The sequence below is a fragment of the Parahaliea mediterranea genome, from assembly GCF_003402235.1.
In the GTDB taxonomy this organism is placed as follows: Bacteria; Pseudomonadota; Gammaproteobacteria; order Pseudomonadales; family Halieaceae; genus Parahaliea; species Parahaliea mediterranea.
In genome coordinates this window covers 369,133-383,283 of the sequence record NZ_QEWO01000005.1, presented here as the reverse complement: position 1 = coordinate 383,283, position 14,151 = coordinate 369,133, and the positions used below count along the sequence as shown (strand labels likewise).

10 protein-coding genes are annotated in these 14,151 nt (G+C 66.8%); 3 read left to right on the top strand and 7 right to left on the bottom strand.

Going from position 1 to position 14,151, the window contains the following annotated elements:
- Nucleotides 1-40: 40 nt before the first annotated feature.
- The 3 genes from DDZ17_RS16645 to DDZ17_RS16635 are packed head-to-tail and all read left to right on the top strand — an operon-like array spanning nucleotide 41 to nucleotide 4,745.
- A complete protein-coding gene (locus DDZ17_RS16645) occupies nucleotides 41-973 on the top strand; it encodes an ABC transporter ATP-binding protein (RefSeq protein ID WP_116368091.1) in 933 nt (310 codons plus the stop codon).
- The gene (locus DDZ17_RS16640; protein ID WP_116368090.1) at nucleotides 970-3,813 is read left to right on the top strand and encodes a Gldg family protein; all 2,844 of its coding nucleotides are present in this window, start codon (nucleotides 970-972) and stop codon (nucleotides 3,811-3,813) included. Before DDZ17_RS16645 ends, DDZ17_RS16640 begins: the two co-directional genes overlap by 4 nt.
- A complete protein-coding gene (locus tag DDZ17_RS16635) occupies nucleotides 3,810-4,745 on the top strand; it encodes a DUF4340 domain-containing protein (protein WP_157976692.1) in 936 nt (311 codons plus the stop codon). The genes DDZ17_RS16640 and DDZ17_RS16635 overlap by 4 nt, the downstream gene beginning before the upstream one ends.
- Nucleotide 4,746: 1 nt before the next feature.
- On the opposite strand, the gene mmsB is transcribed toward DDZ17_RS16635, so the two are convergent.
- From mmsB to DDZ17_RS22480, 7 genes are all read right to left on the bottom strand, one after another.
- The gene (mmsB, locus tag DDZ17_RS16630) at nucleotides 4,747-5,634 is read right to left on the bottom strand and encodes a 3-hydroxyisobutyrate dehydrogenase (protein WP_116368088.1); all 888 of its coding nucleotides are present in this window, start codon (nucleotides 5,632-5,634) and stop codon (nucleotides 4,747-4,749) included.
- Between the two features lie 19 nt (nucleotides 5,635-5,653).
- Complete coding sequence (locus tag DDZ17_RS16625; protein WP_116368087.1) at nucleotides 5,654-6,766, bottom strand: enoyl-CoA hydratase/isomerase family protein; 1,113 nt, start codon at nucleotides 6,764-6,766, stop codon at nucleotides 5,654-5,656.
- Between the two features lie 9 nt (nucleotides 6,767-6,775).
- Nucleotides 6,776-7,576, bottom strand: a complete 801-nt coding sequence (locus DDZ17_RS16620) for an enoyl-CoA hydratase (RefSeq protein WP_116368086.1) — start codon at nucleotides 7,574-7,576, stop codon at nucleotides 6,776-6,778.
- A complete protein-coding gene (locus DDZ17_RS16615) occupies nucleotides 7,573-8,733 on the bottom strand; it encodes an acyl-CoA dehydrogenase family protein (protein ID WP_116368085.1) in 1,161 nt (386 codons plus the stop codon). Before DDZ17_RS16615 ends, DDZ17_RS16620 begins: the two co-directional genes overlap by 4 nt.
- A gap of 102 nt (nucleotides 8,734-8,835) precedes the next feature.
- The gene (locus DDZ17_RS16610; protein WP_116368084.1) at nucleotides 8,836-10,335 is read right to left on the bottom strand and encodes a CoA-acylating methylmalonate-semialdehyde dehydrogenase; all 1,500 of its coding nucleotides are present in this window, start codon (nucleotides 10,333-10,335) and stop codon (nucleotides 8,836-8,838) included.
- 131 nt (nucleotides 10,336-10,466) lie between these two features.
- Nucleotides 10,467-10,787, bottom strand: a complete 321-nt coding sequence (locus DDZ17_RS16605; protein ID WP_116368083.1) for an energy transducer TonB — start codon at nucleotides 10,785-10,787, stop codon at nucleotides 10,467-10,469.
- A 95-nt stretch (nucleotides 10,788-10,882) separates the two neighbouring features.
- Nucleotides 10,883-14,149: an ankyrin repeat domain-containing protein gene (locus DDZ17_RS22480; RefSeq protein ID WP_157976691.1), complete on the bottom strand. Its 3,267-nt coding sequence runs from the start codon at nucleotides 14,147-14,149 to the stop codon at nucleotides 10,883-10,885.
- Between the last annotated feature and the right edge of the window lie 2 nt (nucleotides 14,150-14,151).

The following is a 14,151-nucleotide window of genomic DNA, read 5'->3' as shown; positions in this document are numbered from 1 at the left end:
CGATCACCCACCGAGCCCCGGCGCCCGGCCCCACCCCGCCATGATTGAAGCCCAGTCCCTCACCCGCCGCTACGGCAGCACCACTGCGGTGAACCGCGTTAGTTTTCGCATCGAGCGCAACGGTATTGTCGGCCTGCTGGGCCACAACGGCGCCGGCAAATCCACGGTGATGAAAATGCTCAGCGGCTACCTGGAACCCACCGCCGGCCAGCTCAGCGTGAACGGCCACAACTACGCCCACAGCTGCCGGGAAGTGCAGCGCAGCCTGGGCTACCTGCCGGAGGCCCTGCCCCTGTACCCGGACATGAGCGTGGCGGACTACCTGGACTTTGTGGCCACCGGCAAGGGCCTGCCGCGCGGGCAGCGCCGCGCGGCGGTGCGCGAGTCCTTGCAGGCCACCGACCTGCTGCCCCGCGCCCTGGATCGCATTGCCACCCTGTCCCGCGGCATGAAGCAGCGGGTGGGCGTGGCCCAGGCGGTGCTCGGCAAACCCCGGCTGCTGATTCTCGACGAGCCCGGCAACGGCCTGGACCCACAACAGAACCAGCAGATGCGAGCGCTCATCCAGCGCTTGGCGCGGCGCGCCACGGTGATTCTGTCCACCCACATCCTGCAGGAGGTGGACGCCCTGTGCGAGCGGGTGCTGATCATGCATCGCGGCCAGCTGGCCCTGGACGCCGAGATGGCCGACCTGCGCCACAGCTGTACCCTGCTGCTGCGGGTCAGCGCGCCCTGCGAGGCCCTGCGCCACGCCCTGGAGGCCCTGGGGTCCATCGCCGGCATCCAGAGCCAGCCGGATAACAACACCTACCAGCTGCTGCTGCGCGAAGACAGCGACCCCGACGCCGTGGCCGGCGAGGTGGCCCTGGCGGTGCAAGCTGCCGGCGCCGGGCTGGTTGCCCTGCAGGCCCAGCGCAAAGACCTGGAAACAGTATTTCGCGAAGCCACCGGCAGCGAGGCACCCGCAACGTGAGCCAGGGTGTGATACGCCGGGTTGCCGAGCGTGAACTCGGCCACTACTTCGGCTCGCCGGTGGCCTGGTTGTTTCTGGCCGCCTTTGCCGGGGCCAGCCTGTTCATCTTCTTCTGGGTGGAATCCTTCTTCGCCCGCAACGTGGCGGACCTGCGCCCCCTGTTCCAGTGGATGCCCCTGCTGCTGGCCGTGCTGTGCCCCGCCCTCACCATGCGGGCCTGGGCCGAGGAGCGCAGCAGCGGCAACCTGGAACACCTGCTGACCCTGCCGGTGAGCATCGGCCGCTTTGTGCTGGGCAAGTTCGCCGCCGCCCTCACCCTGCTCGTCCTGGCCCTGCTGGCCACCCTGCCGCTGGCGCTGACCGTGGCCCTGATCGCCGACCTGGACCCGGGCCCCGTCGCCGCCGGCTACCTGGCCACGCTGCTGCTGGGCGCGGCCTACCTGGCCGCCGGCCTGCTGGTGTCCGCCTGCACCGGCAACACGCTTGTCGCCCTGCTCGGCGCACTGGCCTTGTGCCTGGGGCTCTACCTGCTGGGCAGCCCGCTGCTGACCGCCTTTTTTGACGACAGCGCCGCCCAGTGGCTGCGCGCCCTTGGCAGCGGTGCCCGCTTCGAAAGCATCTGCCGTGGCGTGCTGGACTTGCGCGACCTGTACTACTACCTCTGCCTGTGCGGCCTGTTTCTGGTGCTGAACGTTTACGTGCTGGAGCGCAGCCGCTGGTCGCGCGCCCGCAGCGCCCGCCATCGCACCTGGCACATCGTCACCCTGCTGATGCTGGCCAACCTGCTGCTGGCCAACCTGTGGCTGGCGCAGCTGCCACAACTGCGGCTGGATATGACCGGCGATCAACGCTACACCCTGTCCGCTGCCACCCACCGGCTGCTGGAGCGGCTGGAGCAACCCCTGCTGCTGCGCGGCTACTTCAGTCCCCGCCAGCACCCGCAGCTGGCGCCGCTGGTGCCGCACCTGAAAGACCTGATGGCCGAATACGCCGCCGCCTCGGGCGGTCGCATCCAGGTTGAATTCATCGACCCCGCCGAACACCCGGAGCTGGAGCGCGAAGCGATCGACCGCTACGGCATGCGCGCCCGCCCCTTCCAGGTGGCGGACCGCCACCAGAGTGCCCTGGTCAACGCCTGGTTTCAGGTGCTGGTCAGTTACGACGACGAATTTGAAACGCTGGGTTTTAACCAACTGGTGGAGGTGCGCACCGCTGCCAATCGCCAGGCTCAGGTGCGCCTGCGCAACCCGGAGTACAACCTGACCCGGGCCCTGCGCGACGTATTGCACCGCCAGCGCGCCAGCGGCGACCCCTTCGCCGGGCTCAACCAGCCGGTGGAAGTGGTGGCCTATGTGTCACAACAGGCCCAGCTGCCACCCCTGCTGGCGGCCTACCAGCGCTCGGTGCGCGCGCAGCTGGAACAGCGCGTGGCAAACGCCGGCGGCATGCTCAGCGTGCGTTGGGTGGACCCCACCGCCGGCGACGGCGCCGTGGCCACCCGCCTGCAGGAGCAATACGGCATTCAGCCCATGGCCACCGCCGTGGGCGAGGGCGGGGCGTTTTTCTTCCACCTCACTTTGGGGGACGGGCACCAGGTCATCCAGCTGCCCACCGGCGATTTCGACCCGGACGACTTCAACAAGACCCTGGACGCCGGCCTGCGCCGCTTTGCCGACAACATGACCCGCACCGTGGCCCTGGCGCTGCCGCCGGTGCAGGCGCGCATGGCCGAGCACCACCTGGGGGCGCCCACCTTTGCCCAGCTGGAGCGCCAGATCGGCGAGGACTACAGCCTGCGCCTGGAGCAGCTTGGCGATGGCAGCGTGAGCCCCGAGGCGGATATCCTCGCGGTGATGGCGCCGCACCAGCTGCCCCCGCAGGCGGTGTACGCCATCGACCAGTTCCTGATGCGCGGCGGCACCGTGATTCTCGCCACCTCGCCCTTCACCACCCAGATCAGCGACGGCGACATGGCCCTGCTGCCCTGGCCGAGCGGACTGCAGGACTGGCTCGCCTTCCAGGGCGTGGCCATCGACAACAGCCTGGTGATGGACACCCGCAGCAGCCCCTTCCCGGTGCCGGTTATCCGCGAGCGCGGCGGCCAGCAGTTTCGCGATGTCTACCTGCTGGACTTCCCCTACTTCCTGGACCTGCGCCCCCCGGGCCTGCACGGCGAGCACCCGGTGACCGCCAGCCTGCCCCAGGCCACTATGGCCTGGGCCTCGCCCCTGCAACTCACGCCCCAGCGCGGCCGCAAGCACCTGACACTGCTGCGCAGCTCCGACCAGGCCTGGCTGTCGCGCGATGCCAACATCACCCCGGTGGTGGATGAACAGGGCCGGACGCAGTTTGAACCCGGCCCGGAGCGTGGCAGCTTTGCCGTGGGGGCGGTCCTGCGCGGGCGCTTTCGCTCCTGGTACAGCGAGCACCCCCTGCCGGCGCCGGCTGCAGTGGCATCCGGTGGCGCCAGCGCGCCGCCACTGCCGCCGTTATTACAGCACTCGCCCCATTCCGCGCGGCTGGTGGTGTTCGCCTCCAACGACTTTCTGGACGACCAGATGCTGAACGCCAGCGTGGCCGCCCGCGGCACCCAGTACAGCGGGGCGCTGGAGTTGTTCATGAACACCCTGGACTGGGCCCTGCAGGACGACACCCTGCTCAGCATTCGCTCACGCGGGCAGTTCAACCAGACGCTGCCGGTCATGGAGCGCCGCGCCCAGCGCTTTATCGAGTACACCCACTACGCCCTGGCGCTGGCCTGGCTGCTGGTGCTGGCCGCCATCGGCGGGCTGCGCCGCGCGCTGCGCCGGCGCGCCTGGCGCAGGGAGTTGGGGCTGTGAACCGCACGGTGGCCAGCCTGCTGTTTCTGCTGGTGGTGCAACTGGTGCTGGTGGGCGCGCTGTACTGGCAGGGTGAACGCGCGGTCAGCCAGCACACACGCCTGCTGGAGCCCTCGACTGCGCTGGGGGTGGACGAGATCCGGATTACCGACGACCAGGACGGCGAGGTAGTGCTGCGCCAGTCGCGGGGCCGCTGGCTGCTGCCCGATTTGCAGGATTTGCCGGCCGACCAGCAACGGGTCCACCGCTTGCTGGACACCCTGTCGCACCAGCCCCAGGGCTTTCCCGTGGCCAGCTCCGCCGCCGCCCGCCAGCGCTACCGGGTCACCTCCTACCAGCACCATCGCCGCCTTGCCTTCTACCACGGCGACGACCTGCTGGAGACCATCTACCTCGGGCGCTCCCCCGCCTACCGCCGGGTGTATGCCCGCAACCGTCGCGACCATGACATCTACAACCTGCGCTACAGCGAGCATGATGCCCCGGTCAGCGCAGACGCCTGGCTGGATCGCCGGCTGCTGCAGAGCACACCCGGGCGCATCGACATGGACGGGCTGGTGCTGGAGCGCAACACCGGGGGGCAGTGGCACACAGCCACCGGCGGCAAGCCCGACGAACAACAGCTCGCCCGCCTGCTGCAGCTGTTGCAGGAACTGCGCATTACCGGCCTTGCCGACGAGGACAGCCAGCGCAGCCTGGCCGAGGATGGCAGCGTGCAGCGCAGCTTCCGCCTGCAGCAGGATGGCCAGCACCACCGCCTGGAACTGCTGGCCTTCGAGGGCAGGCTCTACGCCCACGACAGCCGCTACGCGCTGTTCTTTGCCCTCGACCCGCGCCAGTACCTGGCGCTGTTGCAGTTTGATCCAGGCAGCCTGAGTGGCTTGCCAGAAAAGGGTAGCGGCGCCGGCGAGGCGGCGCCCGCCGGGCGCTAGTTCATCCGCCCTTCAGTTTTTGCAGGATGCTGGAAAAGTCCAGGCTGCCGTTACCGGCGGCCTGGTGTTCGCTGTAGAGGGTGCGCGCCAGCTGCCCCATGGGGTTGTCGAAATCGCACTGCCCGGCAATGTCCAGCGCCAGCCCCAGGTCCTTGACCATCAGGTCGACCATGAAGCCCGGCTTGTAATCCTTGCTGGCCGGCGCGTTTTCCATCACCCCGGGATAGGGGTTGTAGACCTCCAGCGACCAGTTGCGGCCCGAGCTGGCCAGCATGATCTCCGACAGCACCTTCGGATCGAGGCCGTTGCGGGCACCCATCTCCAGCGCCTCGCAGGTGCCGATCATGTGGATGGCCAGCAGCATGTTGTTGCAGCCCTTGGCCACCTGGCCGGCGCCGGCCGGCCCGGCGTGGAAGATGTTCTTGCCCATGTCGGCCAGAATCGCCTGCGCCTTGGGGAAGGTGGCCGCGTCGCCGCCGCACATAAAGGCCAGGGTGCCCGCCGCTGCCGCCGCGACACCGCCGGACACCGGCGCATCCATAAAGCCGATGCCGGCGGCCTGGGCCGCCTCGCCCACCTGGCGGGCGGTGGCGGCATCGATGGTGGAGCAGTCCAGCACCGTGGTGCTGTCATCGAGCTGCGCCAGCAGCCCCTCGTCACCCAGGTACAGGCCGGCCACGTGCTTGCCCGCCGGTAGCATGCTGATGACATAGTCCACGCCCCGGGCGGCCTCGCTGGCGCTCTGCGCCACTCCCGCGCCCACCGCGGCCAGGGCCTGGCAGGCTGCCTCGGACAGATCGAATACCGTAACGTGATGGCCGGCCTTGATCAGGTTGGCGGCCATTGGCCCGCCCATGTTGCCAAGACCGATAAATGCGACGTTTGCCATGACTTGCTTCCTTCAGCGATTACAGGTTGGCCAGGGGGTTGGCATGCCAGGGGGCACGGAAAAACCCGTCCAGCACCTCGTCCGGCACGGCCCGCGAGGTGTCGTACTGCCAGGCGGGCTTGCGATCCTTGTCGATCAGCAGGGCCCGCACGCCCTCGGCGAATTCGGGGTAGCGCACCACGTTGGTAGCGAGCTGGATTTCCGCCTGGAACACCTCGCGCAGCGAGGCGTGGCGGGTCTCCCACAGCTGCCGGGCAATCCACAGCGCGGCCAGCTTGGAGCCGTGGGCCAGGCTGTCGCGGGCGCGGGCCAGCCAGGGGTCGTCGGTTTGCTGGCCGATAATGTTGTCGATCACCTCGTGCACGCTGTCGCCGTCGCACAGGCGGTTGATGGTCGCCATGTGCGGCTCCACCTGGGCCGCCGGCACACTGCCCAGGCTGCGCTCGGCAAAGGGGCGCAGGCAGTGGCGCACCAGGGCGTGGTTGTCGGCAGCGTCCAGGCCCCAGCCCTGCTGCAGCAGGGCATCGAGCACCGCCGCCTTGTGCTCCGAAGCGATAAAGCGATCGGCAAGGCCGGTGTAGAGGGCATCGGCGGCATTGATGGAGGCGCCGGTCAGCGCCAGAAACTGCCCCGCCCGCCCCGGCATGTGATTGAGAAACCAGCTGCCGCCCACATCGGGAAACAGGGCAATGGTCACCTCGGGCATGGCGATGCGGGTCGCTTCGGTCACAATGCGGTGGCTGCAACCGGCCATGACCCCGAGTCCGCCGCCCATCACAATGCCGTGCCCCCAGCAGATGACGGGCTTGGCATAGGTGTGCAGGGTGTAGTTCATGCGGTATTCGCGGGCGAAGAAGTTTTCCGCGTAGTCGCAGGGGCCGCCGGGTTGCTCCACCGCCGAACGGTGCAGGGCCTGCACGTCGCCGCCGGCGCAGAAGGCCTTTTCGCCACTGCCGTCGATAAACACCGCGGCGATGTCCTCGTCCCGGGCCCAGGCATCCAGCTGCACCTGCAGCAGGTCGACCATGTCCAGGGTCAACGAATTCAGCGTGGCGGGCACGTTCAGCGTGGCCCGGCCAATGCGGCCCGCCTTGGCGGGCAGTTCCTCAAACAGTACGGCTGCGTCACTCATGGGCATTCCTTAGCGGTTCTTCCACTCGGCTTTGCGTTTTTCCAGGAAGGCGTTCACGCCCTCGCGCTGGTCCTCGGTGGAAAACAGCTCCACGAACAGTTCGCGCTCGCCGGCCAGGCCGTCGCCGATGGCCTTGTCGCGGGCGCTGTGGATCAGGGTTTTGCAGCGGCCAATGGAGGACGGGCTCTGCTCGCCCACCTGCTCCGCCAGGGCCAGGGCCTTGTCCAGGGCCTGGCCCTTGCCAACCACTTCCTCCACCAGGCCGATTTTTTCCGCCGTGGCGGCATTGATGCGCTCGCCACACAGGATCATGCGCTTGGCCCAGCCCTCACCCACCAGCCAGGACAGGCGCTGGGTGCCGCCGGCGCAGGGCAACAGGCCCACCTTCGCTTCTGGCAGCGCCATCTGGGCCTGCTCTTCGGCAATGCGGATGTCACAGGCCAGGGCCACTTCCAGCCCGCCGCCCATGGCAAAGCCGTTGATGGCGGCAATGGACACGCCGCGAAAGTCCGCCAGGGTTTCGAAGGCCTCGCCGAAGTAGCGCGCCATTTCATCCGCCTTGGCCGGGTCGCCGTCGGCAAAGATTTTCAGGTCGGCGCCGGCAGAGAAGAACTTTTCACCGGCCCCGGTCAGCACCAGGGCGTAGATGTCGCGCGCCTCGTTGAGCGCCTGCACCAGGGCCTTCAGCGCCGGCAGGCTCTCGGTGTCCCAGGTGTTGGCGGCGGGGTTGTCGATGGTCACCAGCGCAGTGTGGCCGCGCTGCTCTACCTTGATTTTGTCGGATGTACTTGCCAGCTGGCTCGGGCTCATTTGATCACCTCCAGTGCGCCTTCCATTAACAGTTTGCGTGAAATGATCACGCGCATAATTTCGTTGGTCCCTTCCAGGATCTGGTGCACCCGGGTGTCGCGCACGTGGCGCTCCATCGGGTACTCGCGGATATAACCATAGCCGCCCAGCAGTTGCAGGGCGTCGTTGCACACGGTGAAGCCGGCGTCGGTGGCAAAGCGCTTGGCCATGGCGCAGTAGGTGGAGGCCTGGGGGTCGCCGGCATCCAGCTTGAAGGCCGCCAGCCGCACCATCTGCCGCGCCGCCACCAGTTCGGTGAGCATGTCCGCCAGCTTGAACTGGATGTGCTGGAAGGCGGCAATTTCGCTGCCGAACTGCTTGCGCTCCTGCACGTAGGCGGTGGCCTCCTCCAGCGCCTGCTGGGCGGTGCCCACGCTGCAGGTGGCAATGTTGATGCGCCCGCCGTCCAGGCCCTCCATGGCAATGGCAAAACCCTGGCCCTCGTTACCCAGGCGATTGCCCACCGACACCCGCACGTTGTCAAAGCTGATCATGCGGGTGGGCTGGGCGTTCCAGCCCATTTTTTCCTCTTTTTTGCCGTAGCTCACGCCCTCGGCGTCGGCCGGAATCAACAGGGCGCTGATGCCCTTGGGCCCGGCGTCACCGGTGCGCAGCATCACCACCAGGGCGTCGGTTTCGCCGGCGCCGGAGATGAACACCTTGCTGCCGTTGACGAGGTAGTCGTCACCGTCGCGGGTGGCGGTGGTGCGCAGGGACGCGGCATCCGAGCCCGCCCCGGGCTCTGTCAGGCAGTAGGACGCCAGCTTGGCGCCGCTCACCAGCGCCGGGCACCAGGCGTCAACCAGGGCCTGGCTGCCGTACTTGCCGATCATGCTGGTGGCCATGTTGTGAATGGTGAGAAACGCCGCCGTGGTGGTGCAGCCCTTGGCCAGCTCTTCCACAATCAGGCTGGCGTCGAGCCGGCCCATGCCAAGCCCGCCGGCGCTCTCGGGGGTGTACATGCCCATAAAGCCGAGCTCGCCGGCCTCGGCCAGCACCGCTTTGGGGAAGTGGGCCGTGGCGTCCCACTCGGCCGCCATGGGTGCCAGGGCGCCCTCGCTGAAGGCGCGGGCGCTCTCCACAAAGGCCTTCTGGTCGTCAGTCAGGGAAAAGTCCAATGCCTTCCTCCTTGTTATTGTGCGTGCCGGGCGCTTGCCTGCCCCGGGCCGGTGGTAAATACCGGGCCCGGCGCCATGCCGCAACCGCGCCCGGCCAGCCGCTTAACGCAGGTTGATGCTCATGTTCGGCTGCTTGGAGGTGCTCGCCTCGGAGTGGGTCCAGCGGGCGGTGATGGTCTTGGTCTCGGTGTAGAAGCGCACCGCCTGCTTGCCGTAGGCGTGCAGATCGCCGCGGAAGGAGCCGCGCCAGCCAGTGAAGGAGAAAAACGGCAGCGGCACCGGAATGGGAATGTTGATACCCACCTGGCCCACCAGAATTTCGTGCTGGTATTTACGCGCCGCGCCACCGGAGTTGGTGAAGATGGAGGTGCCGTTGCCGTAGGGGCAGTTGTTGATAAGCTCAATGGCCTCTTCCAGGGTGTCGACGGTGATGCAGCACAGCACCGGGCCGAAGATCTCTTCGTTGTAGATGGCCATCTCGGTGGTGACGTCGGTAAACAGGGTCGGGCCAACCCAGTTGCCATCGGGCAGGCCATCCACCACGCACTGGCTGCCATCGAGCAGGCAGGTGGCGCCCTCGTCCTTGCCCTTCTGGATCAGGCCGAGGACTTTTTCATAGGCCGGGCGGGAGATAATCGGGCCGTAGCTGGCGCCGGCGTCGTTCCAGGCGCCGGGGCGGGCCGTGGCCATGCGCTCGCCGAGCTCGTCGATCCACGCCTTCGATTCGCCCACAAACACCGCCACCGAAATCGCCATGCAGCGTTGGCCGGCGGCACCCACCGAGGCACCCACCAGCGCATTGAGCGTGCTGTTCTTGTCGGCGTCGGGCATCACCACCATGTGGTTCTTGGCGCCCATCATGCACTGCACCCGCTTGCCGGCATCGGTGCCGGTGCGGTAGATGTGGTCGCCCACGCGGGAGGAGCCAACGAAGGAGATGGCCTGGATGTCCTTGTGGGTGAGAATCTGGTTCACCACATCGGCGCCGCCGTGCACCATGTTCAGCACTCCCTTGGGCGCGCCGGCCTCGATGAACAGCTCCACCAGCCGCACCGGGGTCAGCGGATCCTGCTCGGAGGGCTTGAGCACAAAAGTATTGCCGGCGGCAATCGCCAGCGGGTACATCCACAGGGGGATCATCGCCGGGAAGTTAAAGGGCGTAATGCCGGCGCACACGCCAATGGGCTGGATGTAGCTGTAGGTGTCGATGCCGTTGGCCACGTTCTCCACCGTCTCGCCCATCATGTTGGAGCCGATATTGGCGGCCTGCTCCACCACCTCGATACCGCGCCACACATCGCCCTTGGCATCCTCAAAGGTTTTGCCGGTGTCCTGCGACAGCAGCTCGCCCAGCTCGTCGTGGTGCTCCTTCAGCAGCGCCACGTAGCGCATCATCAGCCGCGCGCGCTCGGCCACCGGCACATTGCGCCAGCTCTGGAAGGCTTGCTTGGCCGAGGCAATGGCGGCCTCCACCTCGGCCTCGGTGGCCATGGGCACCTCGGCCAGCAGCTGCTGGTTGGCGGGGTTGGTAACCGGCAGTTTGTTGCTGCTGCCGCTGGTGACGAACTCACCGTTGATGAACAGGGGAACCTGGCGTGTCATGCGTGCGTACCTGCTGGATTATCCGAATCGTTATCCATAAAGGTAGCAGCTCCCCGGGCAGGGGCATATTCACGAAGTTGCGAAGGATATGGACTTTATTGCTGCAAACAGGCCCGTACAACCGGGCAGTGCTAGCCGCCTTGAGGGAAGGCGGCACCCTGCTCATCGCCCAGCGGCGGGTGCCAGCAACTGTCATTGGGCAGCGGTAGTGCGACAACCGTGGTATAGGGCTGCGCCTCCCATTCGATGATTCTCTGGCGAAAATAGAAGGAACGGGCAGCCTGTAACAGAGCATCCAGTGCATCGTGGGCGGGCGCCGGCGGCCGGGCTCGCACCGAGGCCACACGGCCGTCGGCCTGGATCTTGAACTCCAGCAGAACCTGCGTGGGCGCGCGCTGTATCAGGCAACCGCCGTCAAACCGCAATTCGTAGGGCAGGCGCCAGTGCCACATGCCCGGCTCCGAATAGCGCGGCGGCAGGTGTGGGCCTGGTGCCGCCGCAAAACCGCTCACTGCCCACAACAGCGCGAGACCGCAACACACACCTCTCACAGTGATACCCCACCCAACAGGTCGGCATTGGCTGGCAAAAGCCTCTGCCGTGCGATATCCAGCGCCGTTTTCCCATCGGCGTCCTGCAGCGCTGCATCAGCGCCGGCGGCCAACAGTTCAGCGATACTCCCCTGACCCAGCCACATGGCTGCTGCTCGATGCAGAGGCGTTCTGCCGCGCTCATCCCGCGCGTTGGGATCGGCTCCTGCAGCCAGCAACCTGGCCACTACCGCCGGAGAGTGCAGGGCAAGATGCAGTGCCGTTTCGCCATCGATGTTGCGTGCGTTGATATCGCGCTGGGCGCTGATCAGCGGCGCCAGAACCGCGGGATCGTAGCGCGGCTCAACCAAGGCCCGGTGCAGGGCGGTGGCCCCGTCGTAGGCGGTGGTATTGGCCAGTGCCGGGTAGTCACGGGCCAGGCGCAACAGGTTGGCGCGCTCACCGTGTCGCGCTGCCGTGTGCAGCAGGGTATTGCCAAAGCGGTCGCGCTCATCTAGCGCGGCTCCCGCCGCCAGCATCATTGCCAGCCCCTTGGGATACCCCCTGGCGCCGTGGACCGCTGGCGTGCCCTCTGCCCCCTCCCATACGTGGTGAGGATTGGCGCCCTGGGCCAACGCTTGGCGTATCTGGGCAGGCTTCTTACACTCCAATGCCAGGTTGAGCCGCTCCTGTGCATCGCGGTCCCGCTGCAAGGCTTCGCTACAATTCTGGCGGTACTGCTCAGAGCGTTCGCTGCGATGCACCTTCAGCAGCGACAGCAGGGTTGCGGCACTGAATTCAGGCACGGCTATCGGGGATTCAGTGTAAGTACTCGCTCCGCCCTGAAAAGACAGGCCTTGTTCACCCAACGCAAGGACAGCACCTTGAAGATGATCCGGGCCCAGGTAGGCTGTTGCGGGCTTGCGCCGGACTTCAGCCAACAGGCGCTCCATCATGGTTTGGTACTGGGCCAAAGTGCCCTCTTCGCCCCGGTAGGGGTACATTGCCGCGAGCCCCACGCCGGTATGCAGGAAAAAGGCATCTCGCAGCGCGAAGCTGCGCCGGGCGTGGGGTTCCAGCTTTTCGTGCAAGAAAGCCGCCAGTGCATCAGCGTCACCAAATTCCGCCCGCACAGCGTAGCCCCGTTGCCCTCCCTGGTACCCAAAACCCTCGCTGCCACCGCGAATTTGCACCCCGGGCTGGCCAGACTCGAGCTCTATCACCGCGAAGAAACCCCGCCCCAGGTAGTCGCGATGGGCGAGCGCCCCGGTCAGCGCCACCATAAAATCCCGGTACTGTATACGCTGCCGATCCGGGCAATCCCAGTCCGGCCGGCGCTCTTCGTAGGGTGTACGGAAGGTCAGATGAAAATCCTGCCACAGGGTCAGTTCCAGCTCGCGCAACTCGGCGCCCCGCACCAGGGGGCAATCGGTAGCGCGGTCAAACTGCCGAGCATCAGCGCGGTTGATCCGCAGCACAGCGCGACGATCGGGCGTGGTAGACGCCTTGCGCGGGTAGTCCACATGGGCCAGCAAAACCAGCTCATCGCCGTCCACTACCGCGTGTGAAAAGCTCGCAGCGTCGGGGCCCAAGCGCAGGTGCCGACGCCAGCTCCCGCCCGGCCCCTCCTCGCCCACCAGGGCCCAGCCCTTGTCGCGCCCAAAGTAGACAACCTGCCCATCGGGCAACAGCTGCATCTGTTCACGCGGCAGGATACGTCGCTGCAATAGCTCGCCATCACTCAAGGAGTAGCTCTGCAGTTCGGCGTGAGCGCGGGCATCAGATGCGCCGGTCTCCACTTTGATGTCGGCCCTACCGCGCCCTACCTGCAATAACGCTACCGAATGGTCGCGGGAGAGCTGCAGGGTCGCCTCGTGGACTGTCTCGCCCCCAGGGCCCAATTGGCGCAGGGTGTAGTGCTCATCGTCCGGCCCGTTGACAAGCAGGACGGCCACACCGCCACCGGCCATCGGCTGAAACCCCCAGCTCAGGGAGGTATCCCCAACGGGGGATTTCCACAGCATGGTGCCGTTGCGATCCATTGCCCACAGTTGCTGCGGACTCCGCGGCTGGGAAACCTGCAAATAAACCCGCTGCCCCGCCGGCCCAACCTGTAGCTCGCCGTAAGAAGGCAAGATGAAACGCCGGGCGGCTTGCAGTGGTTGACCGCTCTCTGCGGATAGCAGCTGCCAATGCGCGTAGGCGGTCTCTTGCCCATCGTCGACTTCGCTGTAATGCTGCCACACCAGCCACTCTCCCCCGGCCTGCGGGTATAGCCAGAAGCGATTGCTCGCATTCTCCAGGCGTCGGCGCCACCGCAGCGCGCCACTTGCGTCATAGGCCAGCAGGTAGACACCCCGGTCAATCTGCAGCCCGGCGGCCTCATCCTGCCATGTGCGCTGCAACTCACCGGCGATAATAAAGCCGCCCTGGCCGTCGGCCACAAAGGCACCGTCGGTGAAATAGGGCGGTATGTCGTCCAGCAGCAACAGGTGCCCGTCATCCACTGCGGACTGCCCGGCAGGGACGGCGGGTTCCGGATCGCAAGCGTAACTGGCCTCCAAAGTAAGGGCATGTACGCTGCTCCAGCCGCAGCCGGAGTGATGGGCCAGCACCACCGGAGCCTCCCCGTAGTAGCGACGCTCGATGGTTGCCACGCTCTGGCCGGGCCCGGGCACATTGGCAAGGTCGGCGAGGTAAGCCTTCTCCGCCGCTGCAATGACCGTGGCATCATCGGGCCACTGTTCTTCGCGCAGTGCAACATGCTCCGGTAGCACCAAGCGGCAGGCCAGGTTGAGAAAGCGGCCATCACGGGCGAAATTGGCCTGGCAGGAAGCATGCTCCACCGCAACGCCGCCGATTGACTGCAGGGCATAGAGCGATTGCCAGGCTAAGCCTCCACCCCCACCGTGCTGCGCTTGCAGGAAGGTCTTCCACTTAAGCTCCGGCAGTGCGGGTCGCTGCCGGCACAGCCTGGCGTCGATAGCCGCCAGCAGTTGTGCGCCGGCGGCCGCCGGGTCAGCAGCCATCTGCCCGAGGTCCTGGGGTGGCAGCAGCTCTGCAGGGGCCTTCGCCCCGGGCGCCGGCCACGCCAGTTCCCAGAAGTTGCCTGACCTTTGCTCGACCAGGCCGTCGAACGTATAGCTTTCCAGGCCCCCAATCTCGTTCCGCTCACAGCCGGGGCGCCCCTTGGCCACAGATTCTCCGGCTGCCAGGCACAACCACAGGGCCACGGCCAGGGTAGCGCCGGAAAGCCATTGACGGGTTTGTCGATCAGCGGACATCT